Origin of the sequence: Moraxella osloensis (assembly GCF_001553955.1) — a bacterium.
Classification (GTDB): domain Bacteria; phylum Pseudomonadota; class Gammaproteobacteria; order Pseudomonadales; family Moraxellaceae; genus Faucicola; species Faucicola osloensis.
Genome location: NZ_CP014234.1, coordinates 583567 through 606506, shown reverse-complemented (window position 1 = coordinate 606506; position 22940 = coordinate 583567). Strand labels below are relative to the sequence as shown.

The 22940-nt window shown below is 44.5% G+C and carries 15 protein-coding genes, 1 other RNA gene and 2 pseudogenes; 8 read left to right on the top strand and 10 right to left on the bottom strand.

The features are described from left to right. The first annotated feature begins 84 nt into the window (after positions 1–84). Entirely contained in the window at positions 85–1848 is a 1764-nt protein-coding gene (locus AXE82_RS02610; protein ID WP_065252151.1) for a mechanosensitive ion channel family protein, read from the top strand. Here AXE82_RS02610 and AXE82_RS12180 read toward each other — a convergent pair. Next, entirely contained in the window at positions 1845–2021 is a 177-nt protein-coding gene (locus AXE82_RS12180) for a hypothetical protein (protein WP_156627519.1), read from the bottom strand. The two genes, AXE82_RS02610 and AXE82_RS12180, sit on opposite strands and share 4 nt — an antisense overlap. A 502-nt stretch (positions 2022–2523) precedes the next feature. After that, complete coding sequence (gene nrdA, locus AXE82_RS02605) at positions 2524–4812, bottom strand: class 1a ribonucleoside-diphosphate reductase subunit alpha (RefSeq protein WP_007115677.1); 2289 nt, start codon at positions 4810–4812, stop codon at positions 2524–2526. A gap of 536 nt (positions 4813–5348) precedes the next feature. On the opposite strand from nrdA, the gene AXE82_RS02600 reads away from it, so the two are divergent. From AXE82_RS02600 to tadA, 3 genes are all read left to right on the top strand, one after another. Then, positions 5349–5837 carry a MaoC/PaaZ C-terminal domain-containing protein gene (locus AXE82_RS02600; protein ID WP_007115679.1) on the top strand — a complete coding sequence of 163 codons (489 nt, stop codon included), beginning with the start codon at positions 5349–5351 and terminating at the stop codon, positions 5835–5837. Between the two features lie 118 nt (positions 5838–5955). Continuing rightward, a complete protein-coding gene (ung, locus tag AXE82_RS02595) occupies positions 5956–6672 on the top strand; it encodes a uracil-DNA glycosylase (RefSeq protein WP_007115680.1) in 717 nt (238 codons plus the stop codon). 17 nt (positions 6673–6689) lie between these two features. Continuing rightward, positions 6690–7223 (top strand): tRNA adenosine(34) deaminase TadA, encoded by a 534-nt coding sequence (tadA, locus tag AXE82_RS02590; protein WP_062331090.1) that lies wholly within the window; start codon positions 6690–6692, stop codon positions 7221–7223. A gap of 157 nt (positions 7224–7380) precedes the next feature. Here the strand turns inward: tadA and AXE82_RS02585 are convergent, their stop codons facing one another. The 6 genes and pseudogenes from AXE82_RS02585 to ilvD all read right to left on the bottom strand — a co-directional run bounded on the left by AXE82_RS02585 (position 7381) and on the right by ilvD (position 15791). Continuing rightward, positions 7381–7755 carry a HopJ type III effector protein gene (locus AXE82_RS02585; protein WP_007115682.1) on the bottom strand — a complete coding sequence of 125 codons (375 nt, stop codon included), beginning with the start codon at positions 7753–7755 and terminating at the stop codon, positions 7381–7383. 269 nt (positions 7756–8024) lie between these two features. Beyond that, positions 8025–8228: pseudogene (gene csrA, locus AXE82_RS12280) on the bottom strand (carbon storage regulator CsrA); the annotation flags it as partial. Positions 8229–8546: 318 nt separating this feature from the next. Beyond that, positions 8547–9830, bottom strand: a complete 1284-nt coding sequence (locus AXE82_RS02575; protein ID WP_062331087.1) for an aspartate kinase — start codon at positions 9828–9830, stop codon at positions 8547–8549. 228 nt (positions 9831–10058) lie between these two features. Next, positions 10059–10850, bottom strand: coding sequence for a glutathione-dependent disulfide-bond oxidoreductase (gene yghU, locus AXE82_RS02570; protein WP_062331084.1), 792 nt, complete (start codon positions 10848–10850; stop codon positions 10059–10061). 63 nt (positions 10851–10913) lie between these two features. Then, on the bottom strand, positions 10914–13586 hold the full coding sequence (alaS, locus tag AXE82_RS02565; protein ID WP_062331081.1) for an alanine--tRNA ligase: 2673 nt from the start codon (positions 13584–13586) through the stop codon (positions 10914–10916). A 303-nt stretch (positions 13587–13889) separates the two neighbouring features. Next, complete coding sequence (ilvD, locus tag AXE82_RS02560; protein ID WP_062331078.1) at positions 13890–15791, bottom strand: dihydroxy-acid dehydratase; 1902 nt, start codon at positions 15789–15791, stop codon at positions 13890–13892. Between the two features lie 216 nt (positions 15792–16007). Between ilvD and AXE82_RS02555 the strand changes: the two genes are divergently transcribed. Continuing rightward, positions 16008–16580 (top strand): DUF6231 family protein, encoded by a 573-nt coding sequence (locus AXE82_RS02555; RefSeq protein WP_062331075.1) that lies wholly within the window; start codon positions 16008–16010, stop codon positions 16578–16580. A gap of 264 nt (positions 16581–16844) precedes the next feature. After that, positions 16845–17363, top strand: coding sequence for a peptidoglycan-associated lipoprotein Pal (gene pal / locus AXE82_RS02550; protein WP_062331072.1), 519 nt, complete (start codon positions 16845–16847; stop codon positions 17361–17363). A 73-nt stretch (positions 17364–17436) separates the two neighbouring features. On the opposite strand, the gene AXE82_RS02545 is transcribed toward pal, so the two are convergent. Further along, positions 17437–18228 (bottom strand): SIMPL domain-containing protein, encoded by a 792-nt coding sequence (locus AXE82_RS02545; protein ID WP_062331070.1) that lies wholly within the window; start codon positions 18226–18228, stop codon positions 17437–17439. 300 nt (positions 18229–18528) lie between these two features. On the opposite strand from AXE82_RS02545, the gene ffs reads away from it, so the two are divergent. Beyond that, positions 18529–18625, top strand: an RNA gene (ffs, locus tag AXE82_RS02540) — signal recognition particle sRNA small type. A 572-nt stretch (positions 18626–19197) separates the two neighbouring features. Next, positions 19198–20796: pseudogene (locus AXE82_RS12275) on the top strand (DEAD/DEAH box helicase); the annotation flags it as partial. An 828-nt stretch (positions 20797–21624) separates the two neighbouring features. On the opposite strand, the gene AXE82_RS02525 reads toward AXE82_RS12275, so the two are convergent. Continuing rightward, positions 21625–22641: an alpha/beta hydrolase gene (locus AXE82_RS02525; protein WP_062331061.1), complete on the bottom strand. Its 1017-nt coding sequence runs from the start codon at positions 22639–22641 to the stop codon at positions 21625–21627. Positions 22642–22940: the final 299 nt, after the last annotated feature.

Sequence of the window (22940 nt, the reverse complement as noted above, 5' to 3'; positions counted from 1 at the left end):
ACTATTAGCTTAACTATTAGCCTAACTATTAGCCTAAGTATTTGCCTAGCTATGTCTGAGCGTTTTACAAATTTTGGGAAGTTTATGCAATTGTCAAAGTCTCTTAATCAATGTCAGCATCATGCTGATGCAACATCTTTATACCGCCGTTGTTTTATGATGGCATTGTTTGCTTTACTCATGGTTATCACCAGTGTCAAACCTACCGCTGCATGGGCGGCTGATAGCAGCAAATCAGCCAGTAGCGCCAGTGGCACGGCAACCCCACAAGACACCTTTGGGCGTGACACCCCCCGCGGCAGCATGCAAGGCTTTATTGAAGCTTTGGCAAAAAGTGATTGGATGCTCGCCAGCCGTTATGTGGATTTAAGTTCTACCAAAAACCCCAGTGCCACGCTCGAATCTTTAAAATCGGCACTCGATAGCGGCGGACGCATCAACGAGCAGCTACAAATTAGCAATGAGCCTACCGGCAATCTCGATGACAAACTAGCGCCCAATCTCGATAAGGTAGGGGAAATCAACAATCCCACCGCTGACAAAAAGAGTATCGACATCTTAATGCAGCGTGTCAAACAATCTAACGGTACCTATATTTGGCTGATTTCACAACAAACCTTGCGAGAAGTTGCGTCGTTATCACAGGTTACCCAGCCGACACTGGTAGAAAAGTACATTCCCAAACAATGGATTGAGAAAGATATTAAAGGCTATAGTCTTGGGCACATCGGGGCAGTGATTGCGCTCATGATAGCGACTTATCTCGCCTGTCTATTGATTAGCCAAATCTTATACATGATTATCACGCGGATTTATCTAGCGACTCACCCAGATAAAGAAAAACAATTTCCAATTGATGGGCGCGTGGTCGTACCTGCCGCAATGGTGCTGACGGCGGTGATTATCAAAGAAGCCATGATTTTGGTGGGTATCAATTTGGTTGTGCGCAATATGGCGTCCAGCCTTGCCGATATTTTATCTTGGGTATCCATGGTATGGTTGATTTTACGTATTTTGGATTTGATTTTTAAACGTGCAGAGAACCATGCCAGTAATAACCATCATCCAGAGCGGCTATCGGTGCTAAATCTGCTGCGAAAAGTGGTAAAATTGATTTTGATTGCGGTTGCGACCATTGTGATTTTGGGTAATCTAGGCTACGACTTAACCACAGGTATTGCCGCATTGGGGATTGGTGGTGTGGCGTTGGCATTGGGTGCACAAAAAACGATTGAAAACTTGGTGGGCAGCGTATCGGTCGTTGCTGACCAGCCTGTCAATGTGGGCGACTATTGCCGCTTTGGCACGCAAGAAGGTACGGTTGAAGACATCGGTATCCGCTCCACCCGTCTGCGCACCACCGATCGCACGGTGGTGACGATTCCAAATGGCAATTTCTCATCAATGAGCATTGAAAATGTCTCGCAGCGCGACATGTTTCATTTTTCGCAAGTGTTCTATATCTCGCGCGATAGCGAAATCAGTGAGCTCAAGGAATTTATCGAGCAGACGCAAATTTATATCACCAATCATCCTGACACCAACAGTGTGTGGAATCAAGTGCGTATCTCTGGTACTCAGCAAGACGCGTATCTTGTCGAAGTGAGATGCTATCTCAATGTGAAAGGCGCGATGGATTTTAATCAAAAACAAACTGATATGATTTTAAAAATCGCGGGGATGATGCAAGAAGTGGGGCTCAAAAATGCGTTACCGACCAGCCGTGTGATGATGGGCAAACCGATTGATGTTACCCATTCAAATTTTGCCAATACTGTACCCGGCAAAGATAAAGTGGTAGCGTCAGAAAAACTGGCACAATCGGACAAGCCTGATACCAAGCCTTAGTGACTCATAGTTTTGACATTGGCTTTTGAATTTGAATTAGGCAGGGTGGTGGCAGGTATGGCATCACCTAAGTCAACATACACAGGAATCGGACTGTCGTATGTTTGCGGCAAAGAAGCACACGAGGTAAGGTTCATGAGTAAAATGGCATAAACAATCAACGGGTTTTTCAAGTTCAAACATCCTATGTAAGAAAAATTTCTAGGCTTTTAATAATAAAAGCCTAGATGTTACATCAAAATAATTTAAGAATTAAAATCTATTTGTTATTACTAATATAGATTTTAAAAGGCTTTCCATTCTTAGACACGATTTTCTTACCACTTTTAGTAGTAAAGGAATGCCTTAAAACATATGTACCTTTTTCATCTTTATATAGCATCATTTTCCTTAAAATGAAAATAACGACTATCACTTCAAGTAATTTTGATGAACAAGGAATATTGATTGCGTGTAAAATATCAGGCTCAAAACTTAGAGAAGTTATTTTACTATCAATACCACTTGTGGAAGTCGATAGCCTTAACTTCCTGATAATAGATACGGCTAATATCTATTATCACCAATGGCATAATCAGTTTAACGGGTTATGCCATTTTTATTTATTTTTACTGAAGATAAATCATTGAATAAAAAACTAGGGATAATTCATCAGTATTATCCCTAAATAATCTTTTATAAAGTACAAGCGCCGCCAGCACAACCATTTTCTAGGTCGTCTTGGGCATCATTTGCGCCATCACGGGTGTTATGATAGTACAGCGTCTTAACACCTAATTTGTACGCCATCAACAAGTCTTGAATCATCACCTTCATCGGGACACGGCTATCTTCAAACTTGGTTGGGTCGTAGTTGGTATTAGCTGAGATACTTTGGTCAATGAATTTTTGCATAATCGCCACAAGACTCAAATAACCTTTGTTATTTGGCATTTGCCATAATAGCTCGTATTGATCTTTGAGCTTATCAATCTCAGGCACCACTTGTTTTAAAATACCGTCTTTTGATGCTTTGACAGATACCAGACCGCGAGGTGGCTCAATACCATTAGTTGCGTTAGCAATCTGGCTAGAGGTTTCTGATGGCATCAAGGCGGTCAAGGTTGAGTTACGAAGACCGTGGGTTTTGATATCATGACGCAGTGATTCCCAGTCGAGTTGTAGCGGCTCATTACAAATCGCATCAATATCCGCTTTATACGTATCAATCGGTAAAATACCTTGTGAATACGTGGTGTCGCCAAATGCAGGACACGCGCCTTGCTCTTTAGCCAGTTTATTTGACGCCACCAACAGATAATATTGTAAGGCTTCAAAAGTGCGATGGGTTAAACCGAGCGCAGTAGGATCTGAATATTTGGTGCCGTTTTTGGCAAGATAATAGGCGTAGTTGATGACACCAATACCCAGCGTGCGACGTTTCATAGAGCCATTTTTAGCAGCGATGACCGGGTAGTCTTGGTAGTCAAGCAAGGCATCTAGCGCGCGTACGATGAGTTCCGCTGGCTCTTTGATGTCTTCTAATTGGTTGATTTCACCCAAGTTAATGCCTGATAACGTACAAAGGGCGATTTCACCGCTTTCATCATTGATGTTGTCAAGGGGTTGGGTCGGTAGCGCGATTTCCATACACAGATTCGATTGGCGAATTGGCGCGACAGTTGGGTCAAACGGACTGTGGGTGTTGCAATGGTCCACGTTTTGCACATAGATACGACCCGTGCTGGCACGCTCTTGCATCATCAAGCTAAACAACTCTTGCGCGGGCACACTGCGTTTGCGAATGGATTCATCTTGCTCATATTGCTCATACAAACGCTCAAACTCGGCTTGATCGGCAAAAAAAGCATCATATAAACCTGGCACATCCGATGGTGAAAACAGGGTCACGTTTTGATTTTTAATCAAACGTTGATAAATGGTTTTATTGATTTGTACGCCATAATCCATGTGGCGAACACGATTGTCTTCCACGCCGCGGTTGTTTTTGAGCACTAGCAGATTTTCCACTTCCAAATGCCAAATCGGGTAGAACAAGGTCGCTGCACCACCGCGCACGCCACCTTGTGAGCAGCATTTAACCGCAGTTTGGAATAGTTTGTAAAAAGGAATACAGCCAGTGTGCTGCGCTTCACCGCCACGGATTGGGCTACCTAATGCGCGAATACGACCCGCATTGACACCAATACCGGCACGCTGTGACACATAACGCACGATGGCACTGGTGGTGGCGTTGATACTGTCTAAGCTATCATCACATTCAATGAGTACGCATGAGCTAAACTGACGCGATGGGGTACGCACGCCCGACATGATTGGCGTTGGTAGTGAGATTTTGAAAGTGGACGTGGTGTCATAAAAGCGCTTGATATAATCTAATCGCGCCGCCTTATCATATTGCTTGTCGTAACTGGCAAACAGACACATGCCGACGAGCATATACAAAAATTGTGGGCTTTCAAAGACTTGTTTGGTCACGCGGTCTTGCACCAAATATTTGCCTTCCATTTGTTTTACGGCGGCATACGCAAAGCTTAAATCACGGTTGTGGTCAATATAGTCATTGAGTATATCAAATTCTTCTTTGCTAAAGTCTTGCAAAATATGCGCATCGTAACGACCTTCTTGGGTCAGTTTGGTGACATGGTCAAATAAATGCGGCGGCTCAAACTGACCAAACGCGATTTTGCGTAAATGAAAAATTGCCAATCGCGCTGCCAAATACTGATAATCAGGCGTTGCTGCAGAAATCAAATCCGCGGCTGATTTAATGATGGTTTCATGGATGCTTTTGGTGGTGATTTTGTCATAAAACTGGATGTGTGAGCTGATTTCTACTTGTGAGACGGACACATTATCAAGCCCTTCTGCTGCCCACTCGATGACTCGGTGAATCTTATCCAAATCAATTTTTTCCAAACGCCCGTCGCGTTTTTGCACGAGGATATCTTCAGTACGAGTCATAATACGTTCCTTTTTTTACCTGTTTATCAACGTCATATCTGTATGTATTTAAAAGGCGCTGAGTGAGAGGTGGTGAGATAAAAATGCCAAGTAAAACAGCTAACCGAAAGTATAGTGAGTGTGTATGCCGCTTTTAACGACGGCTTTTGAGCCGAGGCCACGTCACGTATATAGCATTGCAAAGTCATTGCCGTATTATTGCAAGGTTTTGCAAAAAACTACTATATCTAGGGGTTGTTTTATTATTTCGCACAATATAGCGTAAAAAAATTTGTAATTCTAGCTTGTATTTTTTTCAATTTTTTGCCTATTTTTTTGCAAAAATGCTAGACGCTTGATTTTATTAGCAGTTCATCAAGTCAAGCAAAAAGATAAAAAATTTGTAATTATTAAAATCAGATGGGTTGATGAATGCGTAGTCATTGTCATAAAAATTTGCAAAATTTATGCTATAGTCGAACTATAGTCAAACCATCAAAACGATTTTGTAATCGTGGTTTTTATAAAATTAATCAACAAAAACAAAAGGACGGACAATGACAATTTTTAGTAATTTTACCTATGAGGAATTAACTATCGGGCAAACTGCCAGCATGACCCGCCAAGTGACCGCAGATGATGTCAAAGCATTTGCGCTTGTTACCCATGACTACAACCCTGCGCATCTCGATAATGAGTATGCCGAGCAGAGCCAGTTTAAAGGCGTGATTGCGCATGGTATGTGGACAGCCGGTCTATTATCAGCCTTGATTGGTACCAAATTTCCAGGCTTGGGGACAATTTATCTGAACCAAAGCTTGTCGTTTCGTCGTCCTGTGCATATCGATGATACTTTAACCGCGACCTTGACCGTGAAAAGTAAAGACGATAGCAAAAAATGGGTGGTGTTAGATTGCCAAGTGACCAATCAAGAGGGTAAAGCGGTAGTGACAGGCGAAGCGCAAGTAATTCCCCCCACTGAAAAAACCAGCCGTGAAGCGGTCAAATTAGATGATTTTACCCTGCGTCAAACCTTCACAGAATAATCAGTCGGTATAAAATAGACAACATCAAAGTGTTGCAGTTATTGACGACAATTATTTGCTACAATAAAGCCAAGAAATTCTTTGGCTTTTTTTATAATTTTTTGATAGCAGATAAACCATGAAAACATTAACGCCTGAACAACAACAAATTTTAGCCAATGTCAAAATGCCTGACGATTGGAAGCACGCCTTGGCGACAGAACTAACGAGCAGCAATATGGATAAGATTCGCCAGTTTTTGCGAGATCAATATCATGCGCAAAAAGTGATTTATCCATCGGGTAGTCAGATGTTCAATGCGTTTAATTTGACGCCTTTGTCGCAGGTTAAAGTAGTGATTTTGGGTCAAGACCCGTACCATGGCGCAGGACAAGCGATGGGGTTATCTTTTTCTGTACCCAAAGCTATTCCCAAACCCCCGAGCCTACAAAATATTTTACGAGAGCTTGCCGCCGATTTGGGTATCGCCCCGTCAAAACATGGCGATTTGACCCATTGGGCAACCCAAGGGGTGCTGCTACTCAACAGTATGCTATCTGTAGAAGCAGGGCAGGCAGGCAGCCATCAACGTATTGGCTGGGAAACATTCACTGATGCAGTGATTGAGGCTGTCAATCAGCACTGTGAGCACTGTGTCTTTATCCTATGGGGCAGTTACGCGCAGAAAAAAGGCCGTTTTATCGATACCTCTAAGCATTTAATCATTACAGGCACGCATCCGTCACCGCTTGGTGCCAATCGGGGTGGTTTTTTTGGTACCCGTCCTTTTTCCAAAGCCAATGATTATCTGATGGCGCACGGCAAAAGCCCAATAGATTGGCAGTTGCCACAGTAGTTTGGGTGGTATCATAAATGAATGCAAGTGAACATAACTGTTGTGACAGCGGCTTTTGTGACAGCGATGAGACCTTTATGCAAGCGGCGCTTGACGTTGCAGCCGAGGGCGGAGAGAGGGGCGAAGTGCCAGTGGGTGCGGTGATTGTGCATCAAGGCACCATCATCGCCAAAGGCTACAATCAACCGATTTTAAGTCATGATGCCACGGCCCACGCCGAAATAGTGGCAATAAGGCAGGCATGTCAATATTTTGACAATTACCGTCTGCCAGCGGATTGTGAACTGTTTGTCACGCTTGAGCCTTGCACCATGTGTCTAGGAGCGATTATTCACGCCAGAGTGTCGCGCTTGGTGTTTGCAGCGACAGAGCCGAAAGCAGGCATGATTGTCAGCCAACAGGATTTTAGCCAAGTGGCGTTTTATAATCATTTTTTGACCGTAAAACAAGGCGTGATGGCAGAGCAAAGTCGCGCGTTGTTGCAGGATTTTTTTCGCCATCGCCGTGAGCAAAAAAAACAACTGCGCCAGCAGTTAAGGGCAAACCAATAACCAATAACCAATAACCAATAAGTCTCTCAAAACTATTCTTTAAAATCAAAACTATTCTTTAAAATAAAAAACATTGCATAAAAAAAGGCAACCCATCGGCTGCCTTGTTTGACGCAAAAAACAGTTAGATTTTAAGACTTAAGTATTTTCGATGAGGTTATGACGCTTTTGACGTTAACGCTTTTGGCACTAAACAGTTACGCTGCATCAAAAAGCCTTGCCAGCCAAAAAAGCTAAAGTTACGGATATTGGCATGGTTTGTACCTTTTGGCTCTGCTTTAACACTGTCATAGTGCTCAGCAAACAGTTTTAGCGTATCTTGTTGGGTCAAATGGTTGAGTAGCGCAAAGCCGAATACTTTCGCACTGCCTTCATTTTCGCCAGCCGCATTATGTACTTCGCCATTGACAAACTCAGTTGGGCGATAGTCATAGTAACTATCGATAATAGCCAGTACGGAAGCAAAATCTAGCGATTTGTTTTCTAATTTAGCTAATAGTTTTGATAGTTCTAGCTTATCAATAGCGCTCATAGTTACTCCAAAAGTCAAAATAGCGACCGTCATTAACGATTAAAATAATCGTCCTCAAACGGATCAAAAGCTGGGTTAAAATTACTGTTGGTCTGACCAAAACCGCGGTTTTCCACACGGTTTTCTAAATGACCCATTTGCTGACCGCTGTTGCGCGGTTGAGAGGGTTTGCTGCGCCCTTGGGGAAAGGCCTCATGACTGGCTGCCCCAAAACCACTGCGGTCTTGACCCATTCTATCATGGGCGGCAAAATCGACTGGGTGATTATCATAACCCATGCGTTCATGCCCAGTCCGTTCATGCCCAGTTCGTTCATGTAGAATTCTTTGATAAATCTCTTCACGGTGTACGGCAATGTCTTTTGGCGCATTGACGCCCAGTCTGACTTGGTTACCTTTTACACCCAGTACGGTGACACTGACTTCGTCACCTATCATTAACGTTTCGCCAACACGGCGAGTCAAAATTAACATGCGTCACACTCCTTATGTCGCAACAAGTACCATCAATGTCCTATGATGATTCAACGATAAATTAGCTAAATTCGTCAAATATATTATCATGTATCATTGCCCAATGATACGTTAAAGACAGACTGCAAGGGCATAATTTAAGCCAACTCATCATGCTTGGCGGCTATTTGCCAACAGTCAAAATAGGCATTGAGGGGTCAGTTGCGTTTGTGCCCAATAAACGAGATGCCATTATAAACGAAATGCTGAAGTAAAAAAAAGGTTAACACCCGCAAAACGCAGATATTAACCTTGTTTTTGTGGAGAATTACAAATTTCTTATAATCCAGCAACCTTGCTTTCACCGTCTTCACGGTCAAGACCAAAAGCGGTATGTAAAGCTTTAACCGCTTTTTCCAGTTGTTCTTCTTGAATCAGTACCGAGATTTTGATTTCGCTGGTAGAAATCATTTGGATATTGATGTTGTTTTCTGCCAGTGTTTCAAACATTTTGCTTGCCACGCCTGCATGTGAACGCATCCCAACACCCACTAGTGATACTTTAACCACTTTGTTATTGCTCACGATTTCTTTGTCGCCAATCTCAGCAAGATTGTCACCCAAAATCGCTAGGGTTTTATCAAAATCCCCACGGTTAACAGTAAAGGTAAAGTCGGTCAATCCGTTTTCTGCGATGTTTTGGATAATCATATCGATTTCGATATTGGCAGCACTGATGGGGCTTAAAATCGATGACGCAATACCAGGACGATCAGGCACTGCTAAAATAGATACTTTAGCCTCGTCACGGTTAAAGGCGATGCCCGAAATAATTGGTTGTTCCATGCTGTCTCCCTCATCGGTGGTAATTAATGTACCTACATTCTTTTTAAAATCATCATCGAATTTACCATCGGCGTTTTCATCAAAACTGGATAAAACACGCAGAGGTACTTGGTATTTTCCGGCAAATTCAACCGAGCGAATTTGCAACACTTTTGAGCCAAGGCTTGCCATTTCTAGCATTTCTTCAAAGGTAATTTTTGATAATTTTTTGGCTTTTGGTGTCACCCGTGGGTCGGTAGTATACACGCCGTCGACATCGGTATAGATTTGACATTCATCGGCAGATAAGGCAGCAGCCAGCGCAACCCCGGTGGTGTCCGAGCCACCACGACCTAAGGTGTTGATGTCTCCTTTATCATCCACGCCTTGAAAACCCGCCACCACAACGACCATACCAGCATCGAGTGCGGCGCGAATCTGACTATCATCGATATGTTGGATACGAGCTTTGGTATGACTATCATCGGTACGAATCGCCACTTGTCCGCCCGTCATTGACTTGGCGCTCACACCGATTTCATTTAATGCCATAGCAAGTAAAGAAATCGATACTTGCTCACCGGTTGACACCATTTGGTCGTATTCACGAGCGTTTGGTTCTTTACTGATTTGACGTGCCAAATCAATCAAGCGATTGGTCTCGCCACTCATGGCAGAGACGACAACCACCACCTGATGACCATTGTCATGCCAACGTTTGACGCGCTGTGCCACATTTTTGATACGTTCGATACTACCCATCGACGTACCACCGTATTTTTGTACGATTAAAGCCATTGTCAATACACCCTATAATTATCGCGCACGTTGTTTGAATCGCTATCCAAGACTTGCCATACCAAGTGCCTGATGGATTGCTTAGTAGATTGTTTACAATGTCACGAGACGTAAATTAAACGGTACTTTATACCATATTTGTCAATTTTGGGGCAAGGCAAAATTGCCAAAAATCCCCAAATGACTGGCTGAAAATTGGATGGGTATTATGAACCAAAAGTTATCAGTTTAGGCAATCGGTTGTAGGGGTAGGGTTAAAGCGCGTTGCACGGCAGGACGGTCATGCAGGTTTTTTGCCCAGCGTTGTAGGTGGGTGTAGTTTTGCACTTGTAAAAACTCGCCAGCGTTATACAATTTGCCCAGTGCCAACTGTCCATACCATGCCCAAATCGCCATATCCGCGATACTGTAGTCATCACCTACCATAAACGTGTGAGTCGCTAAATGTTGGTCGAGTAAATCTAATTGGCGTTTGGTTTCCATGGTAAAGCGATTGATAGCATATTCAAACTTCTCTGGGGCATATGCATAAAAATGCCCAAAGCCGCCACCGACATACGGCGCAGCGCCCATTTGCCAAAACAGCCATGACAAACATTCGGCACGTTTGGCGGTGTCTGCTGGGATAAACTGCCCAAATTTTTCGGCAAGGTATAGCAAAATAGCGCCTGATTCAAACACTTTAATCGGTGGATTAACGCTGTTATCCACCAGTGCGGGGATTTTTGAATTGGGATTGATGGCAACAAAATCTGAGCCAAATTGGTCGCCATTCATGATGTCGATTTTGAAGGCGTCATACTGTGCGCCCTCAATACCGAGCTCTGCCAATTCTTCAAGTAAGATATTGATTTTGATGCCGTTTGGGGTGTTTAAAGTGTAAAGCTGCAAAGGATTGTTACCAATCGGTAAATGTTGCTCGTGGGTCGCTCCTGCGGTGGGGCGGTTGGTACTGGCAAATTTGCCACCGTTTTGGCTATCATTTGTCCAAATTTTTGGGGGCTGGTAATGATTGTCCATGATGTTTCCTTGTTGATTATAAGTATTTTAAAGCGCTAGGCGTTTTTTTAGATGTAGTTTTAATTAAGCAAGTCGCTCAGACAACCAATTTGGTAGCGCTGCTAATACGCCTGGCAATCCTGCCACATCAGTTGCGCCGCCTTGGGCAAAGTCAGGTTTACCGCCGCCTTTACCGCCAAGCTGCTCGCTTAAGTGTTTGATGATATCGCCCGCTTTGATTTTGCTGGTTAAGTCTTTGCCGACACTGGCAGTCAGCGCAATTTTATCGTCAGCCACGCCCGCGAGCACCACGATGCCATCATGTAATTTTGACTTCATGTCATCGGCAATCGTGCGTAATGCTTTACCATCCATGCCTGGTAAGCTTGCAATCAGCACTTTTTGCCCTTTGATGTCTTGCACATTGTTGATTAAGTCTTTGGCTTGGCTGCTGGCCAATTTTTGCTGCAAACGCTCAAGCTGTTTTTCAAGGTCGCGTGTTTTGTCGGTCAGTTGATTGACACGATCGGCGATTTCGTCGCGCTTCGCTTTGAGCTGACTGGCAAGTTGATTGAGCTGTTTTTCACCTTGCTGCACATATTTGACTGCGCCCATGCCTGTCACCGCTTCGATACGGCGAATGCCTGCCGCGATACCTTGCTCACTGACGATTTTGAATAAGCCGATATCACCCGTGCGTTGTACATGCAGACCTCCACATAGCTCGATGGAGAAAGGCTTGCCGTCTTTATCTACCGTACCCATCGACAATACGCGAACCGTGTCACCATATTTTTCACCAAATAGCGCCATCGCGCCTTTGTCTTGCGCTTGCGCCATGCTGAGCATTTCTACAGTGGCAGGCTGATTGGCAAGGATTTGTTGGTTAACGATGTTTTCAATGGTGATGATGTCTTGCTCAGTCAAGGCTTTGTCATACGAGAAGTCAAAACGCAACACTTCACTATTGACCAATGACCCTTTTTGGGTGACACCTGTGCCAAGATGCTCACGAAGGGCAGCGTGCAGTAGGTGAGTGGCGGAGTGGTTTTTGGCACTCATGGCGCGTACTTGGCTTGCCACGCGTGCTTCGCTTGATTGACCCTGGCGAATACTGCCCATTTTAACCACGCCATAATGGATGATGGCTTGACCAGATTTTTTGGTGTCTTGGACTTCAAATACGCCGGTTTCGGTTTGGATGTTACCCAATTCACCCGCTTGACCACCGCTTTCAGCATAAAAAGGCGTTGCCGATAATACGATGACGCCTTCATCACCTTCATGCAATTGTTCAGCAGATTTGCCCTCAAAGTATAAATGGGTGATAGTGCTGCTGTGTTCTGCTTTGTCATACCCCAAAAATTCAGTGGCACTGTCAACTTGAATCAATTGGTTATAATCAACGCCAAATTTACCTGCTTCACGGGCGCGGGCGCGTTGCTGCGCCATGCCTTGCTCAAAACCAGCTTCATCAATGCTGATGTCGCGTTCGCGCACGATGTCGGCCGTCAAATCGGCAGGAAAACCATACGTGTCATACAGTTTAAACACCGTTGCACCCGATAAAGTATCGCCAGATTTTAAGCTATCTAATTCTTGTGATAGCAGTTTGAGACCTTGTGATAAGGTTTTGGCAAATTGTTCTTCTTCTTTTAAGATAGCTTGCTCAATGTTGGCTTGCTGTTCACGAAGCTGTGGGTAGGCATCGCCCATGATTTGGGCCAGTGGCGCGACGAGCTTATAAAAGAAGTTGTCATTAGCGCCTAATTTGTTGCCATGACGAACCGCGCGGCGGATGATACGACGCAGCACATAACCACGACCTTCATTGCTTGGCAGTACGCCATCTGCAATTAAAAAGGAAACCGAGCGGATATGGTCAGCAAGCACTTTGAGTGATGGCTCAGACTGTAAGTCAATATCGCTTGGCAAGCCAATCACTTGCGCCGCGTGCTGCATGAGATGGGTAAATATATCAATTTCATAGTTGCTGTGCACGCCTTGCATGATGGCACTAATACGCTCAAGCCCCATTCCCGTATCGACACTTGGCGCAGGCAGTTTTTCAAGGGTGCCGTCTTTTTGGCGGTTAAACTGCATAAAGACGTTGTTCCAAATCTCGACAAAACGGTCGCCGTCTTCTTCAGGTGTACCTGGCAGACCGCCCCAAATATGCTCGCCGTGGTCATAAAATACTTCGGTACAAGGACCACAAGGACCTGTGTCACCCATTGCCCAAAAGTTATCCGATTGGTATTGACCGCCTTTATTATCACCAATACGGATGATGCGTTCGGCAGGCAATCCCACCACGTTATGCCAAATATCAAAGGCTTCATCATCGGTGTGATACACCGTCACGTAAAGTTTATCTTTGGGTAGTCCAAGCCACTTATCCGATGTCAAAAACTCCCAACAAAATGGGATGGCTTGTTGTTTAAAATAATCACCAAACGAAAAATTACCAAGCATCTCAAAAAACGTATGGTGACGGGCGGTATAGCCGACATTGTCAAGGTCATTGTGTTTACCGCCTGCGCGCACACATTTTTGCGACGATACCGCACGTTTATAATCGCGTTTGTCTATCCCTAAGAACACATCTTTAAATTGGTTCATACCGGCATTGGTGAATAGCAGGGTAGGGTCATTGTGTGGGACTAGGCTCGATGATGCCACTGGGGTATGACCATTTTCGGCAAAATAATTGATAAAAGCTTGACGTATATCGGCTGAAGAAAACGGACGGCTCACAGCGGCTCCTTAAGAGTTTTCAAAATTAAATTTGGCATATATTATCAAAAAAATGTAAACATTGTATTTTAGCAGAATTCATCCGATGTGGATAATGCTTTTATAAACCGCGCCTTTTAACAACCACACTTTTTATAAAACGCACCTTTTGAAAACCCTACATGGCATCTAAAACCGTGGGCGTAAAGTATGGGGCTTGCAACGTTTTTTATGGCGCTAAAAAAAGACCGATAAGTAGCATCGATCTTTTTGATAAGTCTTTTTTGACAATTTTTTTTATAGCAATGTAGTTTGGAATAAAAATTACCGCTCTACTTGACTGACATCACGCACCGCGCCGGTATCCGCGCTAGTAGTCATCGCTGCATACGCCCGCAAGGCGGCTGACACTTGGCGTTCACGATTGACAGGTTTCCAAGCTTGTTTGCCACGGCTCATCATCGCTTCTCGGCGTTTTTCCAGTTCGGCAAAATCAACCGCCAAATGAATCGAGCGATTAGGGATATCAATCTCGATGGTATCGCCTTCATAGACCAAACCGATGGTGCCACCTTCAGCGGCTTCTGGGCTGACGTGACCGATGGATAAGCCCGACGTACCCCCAGAAAAACGACCATCGGTAAGTAGCGCACAGGCTTTACCCAGACCTTTTGATTTTAGGTAAGACGTCGGATACAACATTTCTTGCATACCCGGACCGCCTTTTGGACCTTCATAGCGAATCACCACGATGTCACCTGAGACAATTTGGTCTGCCAAAATCGCTGCCACGGCATCGTCTTGACTTTCAAACACACGGGCACGACCGGTAAATTTTAGGATGCTGTCATCCACGCCCGCTGTTTTGACGACACAGCCACGTTCAGCAATATTACCAAACAATACTGCCAAACCACCGTCTTGCGAGTAGGCAAATTCTTTGCTGCGGATACAGCCAGATTCGCGATTGACATCAAGATTTGACCATTCATTGTTTTGGCTAAAGGCTTGCGTGGTGCGTACCCCACCTGGGGCTGCAATATACCGCTCACGTGCCTCAGTATTATCAGGATTCATGATATCCCATTGGCTAAGCGCCGCTTTGAGTGAAGCACTATGAACGGTGGGGACATCGGTTTGCAGCAGGTTTGCGCGATCAAGCTCGGCTAAAATTGCCATCACACCCCCAGCGCGGTGCACGTCTTCCATATGGTATTTTTGTGTCGCCGGGGCAACTTTCGATAGACAAGGCACACCGCGGCTTAGACGGTCAATATCCGCCATTTTAAAATCTACTTGGGCTTCATGGGCAGCGGCAAGCAAATGTAGAATCGTGTTGGTTGAGCCGCCCATGGCGATATCAAGGCTCATGGCGTTTTCAAATGCCGCTTTGGTCGCAATTGAGCGTGGCAATACGCTGGCGTCATCTTGCTCATAATAACGTTTGGCAAGTGCCACGATGCGGCGACCTGCTTCTAAGAATAAATCTTTACGTTTGGCGTGAGTGGCAAGTAACGAGCCATTACCAGGCAGGGATAAGCCTAAGGCTTCGGTTAAACAGTTCATCGAGTTGGCAGTGAACATACCTGAGCATGAGCCACAAGTTGGGCAAGCAGAGCGCTCGGTTTGTGCCACATCTTCGTCACTAATCAAGTCATCTGCCGCATCAATCATGGCGTCGACTAGGTCAAGTTTGCGAATTTTTTCACCCAATTCATTCATCACGGTTTCATGGGTGGTATGTCCATCGCCCAACGTGGATGCCAACACTTTGCCCGCTTCCATTGGACCGCCCGACACAAAAATCGTTGGGATATTAAGGCGCATCGCTGCCATCAGCATACCAGGGGTGATTTTGTCGCAATTGGAGATACAGACCAGCGCATCGGCGCAGTGAGCATTGACCATATACTCCACACTATCGGCAATTAAATCACGACTTGGCAAGCTATAGAGCATACCCGAGTGACCCATGGCGATACCGTCATCCACCGCAATGGTGTTAAATTCTTTGGCAACACCACCTGCCGCTTCAATCTCGCGGGCAACCAACTGACCCAAGTCTTTTAGGTGTACGTGCCCGGGTACAAACTGGGTAAACGAGTTAGCAATCGCGATAATCGGTTTGTTAAAGTCCTCATCTGTCATACCTGTTGCACGCCAAAGTGCGCGTGCACCCGCCATATTGCGGCCAGACGTGGAGGTTTTTGAGCGATATTGTGGCATGGTTGTTCCTTATTTCTAACAGTCAATACAAGTGATAAATTTAGCACTTAGTGTACTCTGTCTCGACCAAAAGGGCTAGTCATGGCTCATGATAGATAGTTATAATTGGTTTTAAAGAATGGCATATTAGCCACCCTTATCATTGCTATATTACAGCTATCACTCAGCCGTATCTATCAACAGTATCTAATAAAAACTCATCAAAAGGATTTTATTTTGACCAATCCCACCTTAAGCATTACGGATGTCGTCCGACAAAGTCTGGTATTTTTAAGTAAAGATAGCCTAAGCAAACATGATTTAAGCAAAGATAGAAATACCGCATTAACAAATCAACCATTCACCGGGCTGATTATTGGTAATGACACGCAGTCGGCTTTTAGCCAAATTCAAGCCATTGATGAAGCTATTGATCATGCTGTAAGTTGGGAAGCGTTTGATTATCAAGATTTTATCGCACATCGGTTTGCCAAACGCTATGACTTGGCAGTGATAATTTTATCAAAAGATAGCGCTATCGATACTCAAATCATTCAGCGCTGTCGCGACTTGTTTGCCAAGCATTGTTTGGTGGTACAAGACTTATCTCAACCAGCAACAGGTGTGGATGTAGTGAGCTTTGGCTTTAGCCGATTACATGAGCAGCCGATTGTGGAAAATGACCAAGATCACCATGCAACCAGCTACCAAGTATGGCAATTTAATTTGTTTGACTATAAACATTTGCCAGATTGGTTTAATAGCAAGTTTTGGGCAAACCCTGAATTATGGAATAAATTTCGCTGGTAGCGGTTTTAGACAAAAATTTAAATATCACTTTTTTAGAAATTACTGTTTTAGACAGCTGGTTTTGTTATCATTAATCTTATGACCGGTGAATTTTTTTAAGCTATTTGTTTAAGCCAAAAATTAAACTGCTTTAAGAATTTTAAGAAAAGTTGGCTAAAATTTACAGTAACACTGTTTACAAAAAGCGCTAGATTGATTTACTCTATCGAAAAGTAACAAACAAAATAGGTAAACGTGTTAAATAATAATTTTTGAGGAAAGACTATGAAATTAACGATGCTAAAAGTAGTAAGCGCTGCTGCGATGATGGCAACCATCGCCTTAACAGGGTGTTCTGCCAAACGTACTGGCACGTCTGAAGTGGTGGTTGCGCCGATGGGCGTGCCCGGTGGCGTAGGCTACTATAACGGTGGCGCTGTGGTAACAAACTCAACATCAGTCATCACCGCCGCGGGCGGGAATCCCAATGTGGTGTATTTTGACTTTGATAGCAGTGAAATCGACGCTCAAGGTCAAGCCGTGTTAAATCAACAAGCGCAATTCTTACAAGCCAATCCAAGCGCCCGTGTCGTCATTGCTGGTCACACCGATGAACGTGGTAGCCGTGAATATAACCTGGCATTGGGTGAGCGCCGTGCCCAAGCCGCACAGGCCTACTTAGCAACGTCAGGGGTATCAGCTTCACGTATGGAAGCCATCAGCTATGGTGAAGACCAACCTGCCGATCCGGGTCATGACGAAGCGGCATGGGCAAAAAACCGCCGTGCAGAAATTTCTTACTAAGTATTTCTTAGTGAGTAAAAGACAAACAAAAAAACCTGTTGATTCAACAGGTTTTTTTGTGGTTAAAAGCAGCTTATTTTACCAGTTGTACGGTACCGTTGGCAGTGACGGTAATGGTGCTATCGCCCGCTTGAAAGTTTTGGTCAGCAACTTTGGCACTGGCGGCTTCTAGCATCATTACACTGCCATACGCACGCGGTGCACGATAATCGCCCCCTTGACTAAACTCCAACGAAACTAACTGATAGCCTTTTGCGCCCCACACAGGCAGCAGCGTTTGCGCTTGGCGCTGGAAGTTTTTGGAAGCTTCCATCATCAATTCTTGCTCGGTGGCTTTGCGCGCGGCATCAGACACACTAAAGTCTAATCCATCAAGCGTCATAAAACTTTGCAATTCGGCAATCAATTTGCTCGCGGCAACTGTGTCGGTGCTTTTTAAATTCAAGCTTGCAGTCCCCGTCCAACCAATGATTTTTTGGTTTTTATCATATTGCGGATAGGTGGTTTGGTTGCCCGTACTGACTTGCACTTGTGGGTATTTTTTGGCAATGGCAACCGCTTGGTTTAATGTGGTAGCGATTTGATTAGCCACCTCACTGCTTGATTTGTTTTGCACAGTTTTGCTAAGGGTAGCATTGATTTGGTCATTGCTGACTTTTTTACTCGCTGAGGCAGCAAAGTTAAGCAAGCCATAGTTTAAAGTATTGTTCATTGATGAATTCGCAGGGGATGGGTTCACAGGGTAGGTAGCGGCTGAAACACTGGTAAAAGGTAATAGCGTCGCCATAGCAAGCAAGCTGGCTGCAATACCTTTGGTCATTGTATGATTGGGATGATTATTAGTTGCGGTGCTTAAATGTGTCATAGTGTTTCCTATTGTTTTTTTCCTAGTTTTTCTTTATATGGGTTGGCATAAATCTGTTGCTGATCAAACTATATTAGCTTACTCAATATGTTGTTGACTGGGCATTATAAAATATTTTGTAACATTTACAGCGGAAGAATTGTAGAAAAAGGTTAAGAAGTTCGACAAAAATTTACCGAAATGTTGCTCGGTGAGGGTTTAGCGTGTGTAAAAGTGAAATAAATACAAAAATTTGGCGTATACGATAAAAATAGTTTGCATTTAGCTGCCAAATTCTCTAGAATACCGCTTCGGTAACCCCATTGGTAGCTTCGCAACTAGCTGCTGTGAACCCCGCCAGGACCGGAAGGTAGCAACGGTAGCAGCCAGCCAGTGTGCCGAAGATGTGCTAGTGGGGTTATCACTTTTTTAAGTAGGTGTTTTTGATGCCTATTTCACTTGGTAAGTTTTTTAATTGCGAAAGAAAACTGACCAATAATGACTCATATACGCTACCTAAACGCTAAGAGCAACGTCAATTTTCCAATTAATCTAGCTTATCTATCTGCCTATATATCAAGCGCGCCACTATAAGCGCTGATAATCTTCCGATGATAACCTAATATTTAGCATTGTATTTTTTTAAGCATTCTTGTGAGTGCCGCGATACGAACTTTTTGATGGTTTTACTGTTTCAAAAGTTTTGATAAGTCTGACAGTAGGTTTTGTCGCTATTTTTATAGTGAAAAAAATAAGTCTTACAGACACGATTACAATGCTTTAAAGCGATTAACACGATATTTGTGATTAATGATAGCTGATAATTTTGCCTATTCATTTTGCTTATCCATTTTGAAAGTGCAGTCAGCTTGAGGGCTTTTGCTTGTTGCGTGTTTTCAATCAAGGTTACCACCGACACTTTGATTAACTTATTTTTTAAGGACTTACATGACTGATTTTAATTCAACCACAGATTTTACTGATAACTCAATCGATAATTTTTTTAGCCATAGCAATAGCAATAGCAATAGCAATAGCCAAGCCAACAGCAATCAGCCTACTGACAACACCCCAGTTGATGACACAGAAGCAACTGCCACAACGGATGTTGTAGCGACTGATACTGTAGCAACGGATGCGCCAACGACTGACGATGCTAACCCTAGCGAAAATGGTTTTACTGCATTGGGTCTTTCAGGTTCATTACTAAAAAGTATTGTCGCAACCGGTTATACCATACCAACGCCTATCCAAGCGCGCGCGATTCCTGCTGCATTGGCGGGTCGTGATTTGCTGTTGTCAGCACAAACAGGTAGTGGTAAAACTGCCGCGTTTGTATTACCAATTTTGCATCAATTAAGCGAACTACAAGCCAAAGAAAAAGCGGCAGAAAAAACCGCAAATGGCAAACGTGGTCGCCAACAGCCAAAAGTCGTACAAGCGTTGATTTTGACACCGACGCGTGAGCTGGCTAACCAAGTACAAGACAGTATCCGCAAATATGGCTCAGCCATGAAAGATTTGTACAGTGTGCCACTGGTTGGTGGTGCGGCATACAGTGGGCAAATCCGTGCGCTAAAAAAAGGCGTGCAAATCATCGTGGCGACGCCGGGTCGTTTGCTAGATCATATCAACGCCCAGCGTGTGAATTTATCTGATTTGACCATGTTGGTACTTGATGAAGCAGACCGTATGCTAGACATGGGTTTTGCCGATGATATCAATGCGATTTTGCAAGCCACACCCGCGCATCGCCAAACCATCATGTCATCTGCGACATGGGATGGTCCAGTCGGTAAAATCGCTGAAAGCTTTACCAAAGACCCAGAGCGTATCAACATCAAAGTTGAAACCGCACACATCGATGAAAAAGTGTACTTCTGTGACAACTTTGACCACAAAAATAAATTATTAGAGCAGCTGATCTGTGACCCAGAGCGTGGTCAAGCGATTATCTTTACCGCGACCAAACGCAGCAGTGAAGAAGTCGCTGAGCGCCTACAACAATGGGACCACAAAGCCTGTTATCTGCATGGTGACTTGCCACAAAGCAAGCGTAATCGTATCGTTTCAGATCTACGCAGTGGCAAATTTGACATCGTGGTAGCAACAGACGTGGCAGCACGTGGTCTTGATTTACCCAACATTACCCATGTATTCAACTATGATTTACCGCGCCAAGTAGAAGATTATGTGCATCGTATCGGTCGCTCAGGTCGTGCCGGTCGTACTGGTATTGCTATCAACCTATGTAGCCGCGATGACCGTCGTCAATTTGGCAATATTGCCCGTTACCTAAAACGTGATATCAATGAAGCGCAAGTTGAAGGTTTAGAACCGCGTTTTGTGGAAAAATTTGAAGGTCGTGGTAAGCCTAATGGTCGTGATGGTCGCGGTCGTGGTCGCAGCGGCAGTGATAGCCGTGGCGGTCGTGATGACCGTGGCAGTCGCTCACAACGTTTTGCTGGTTCAAGTGAGAGACCTTCAAGCGAGCGCCGTTTTGCGGACAAGCCACGTTTTGACAACCAAGAACGCTATGGCAAATCAGCGAGCAACGATAGTTCGGCACGTTTTGAAAAACGTGAGCGTTTTGACAAAGGTCACCAAGGCAACAGCGATAGTCGTTTTGGGCGTGATGATGCCAGTGCGCCGCGTCGTCACCGCGATTCAGATAACCGTCATGGCAACAGTCAGGGCGATTTTCACCGCGCCGCTAAATCATCGGACAAACCAAACTTTGACCGTGATTCACGCCAAGGCAATCGTGAGCCTCGCCAAGGTGAGTATGCAGATCGTCGCCGCGATGATAACCGTAGCTTTAACAAAGATGGCTTTAAAGGCTATCAAGGTGATAAACCACGTTACAACACTGACCGTAACAGCAGTGAGCGTCATGGCGAGCGTCCTAATCGCTTTGAAAAAAATGACCGTTTTGGTGACAAACCTTTTGCCAAAAAGACCGAACGCTCTAGCGAGTTTCGTGGTGATGACCGCGCTCGCAAGCCACGTCCAATCGTAGAAGAAACGTTTGGTCAACCGCTTAAAAAACGTAGCGACAGACCATATCCGGCAAAAGAGGGTCAACGTGCGGGCAATTCACGCTCAAACGGGTTTAAATCTGAGGGTTTCAAAAAATCAGATAAACCATTTGCAGGTAAATCGTCAAGATCGGAAGGATTTAAGTCATCGTCTGACCGTTATGCTTCATCAAGCAAGCCATCCGCTAAACCGGCTGGCAAGCAAGATGGTTGGGATGCCCCAAAACGTAGCCGCCGCAATAGCACAGGCAAACCGCTATAAGTTATAAGCAGTAAAAAAAAGCACCTAATTGGGTGCTTTTTTTTGGGTAGCTTATTTTGGCTTGTCATCAGACTGGGCAAATTTTATCCGGCTGTGTAGTTTTTGTGGGGCGTTGTGTTATTGGCAAAATTCGCCAACGGTTTGATACAGTTGTTTGCATTGCTCAGGGCACAGATTTTCCATATTCAAAAACGCGTGCGGCATATCCGCAAAATGGACGAGTTGGGATGGCGCGCCTGCGGCTTGTAATACGTCATGATAGCCGATATCTTCATCACGCAGCGGACAATAACCAGCCGTTAAGTGCAGTGTCTTTGGGGCTTGATACGGCGAATGATGCAGTAGGGTAGCCATATCAGTCCAAAACGGTGAGCTGAGCTCACGGTCATCATATGCTGAAAAATAATTGTCAAAATACCAGCGGATTTTGCTAGATTCTAGTAAATAACCCGTGCCATTTTCCTCAATCGAGGGTTGTGACATGGTGTAGTCTAGACTGGCATAAATCAAAATTTGATGGGTGATAGCTAAGTCGGTGTTCACACGGTTGGCAAGCCAATCTTGCACCAAGGTGGCAGTAATTGCCCCGCCACCGCTATCACCCGCTATGATAAGCTTGCCGTTACAGCCATAGCCGACTTGCTGAAGGGTTGCTGTTAAATAAGTTAAAATCGCATGAGCATCATCAATCGCCGCAGGGTAGCGGTTTTCTGGGGCAAGGCGATATTCGGGCGCTACCACCACACAGCCTGTCGCTTCGGCCAATTTTTTATAGAGTTTATCATACACAGTGACGCTGCCTGCCATGCCACCACCGCCATGAAAATACACCATTACCGGCACGTCAACCGTTGATTGCTCATTTGGCAACGGGCAGTTACTCGGGATAAATAGCCTAAGTGGTACATTGTAACCCCGAAAATTGCTTGGCGTCACCAGCACCGTATCGATGATTTTTGCCATGTTGGGTGCGTCAGTGACAAATGCGGTTGTCAAATTGGCTAACGCTTCACGTGCGTTGATGGCATTGGGCTGAACGCCTTGCGCTAACAGATACGGAATAATCACTTGATGCAACTGTGTCAAATACGCTTGCATGGCAGCGGGCATTGGCTGTTTTAAATTCTCTGGCATAATTCAATCCTATTGATTTTAAGTTTAATTACCACAATGTGCTAAATATTACTGCAATTTCGTCATGGCTGGGTAGTTATGTTTTGAAAAATACGGATGTTTTGACAAATAGTCATGGGTCAAAAATATTACGCTCTAGGACGCCAAATTTGGCATTGAAGCGCTTTCCAATACCCCTCAATTCGCGTGATTGGGTTGAAAATTACAGTTTGAGGTTAAACTTCTTTTAACAATAAATAGCGCGCTTTAGTGCTAGTATAGGCATTTCTTTGACGGGCACTACTTTGTAAAAAGGTCAC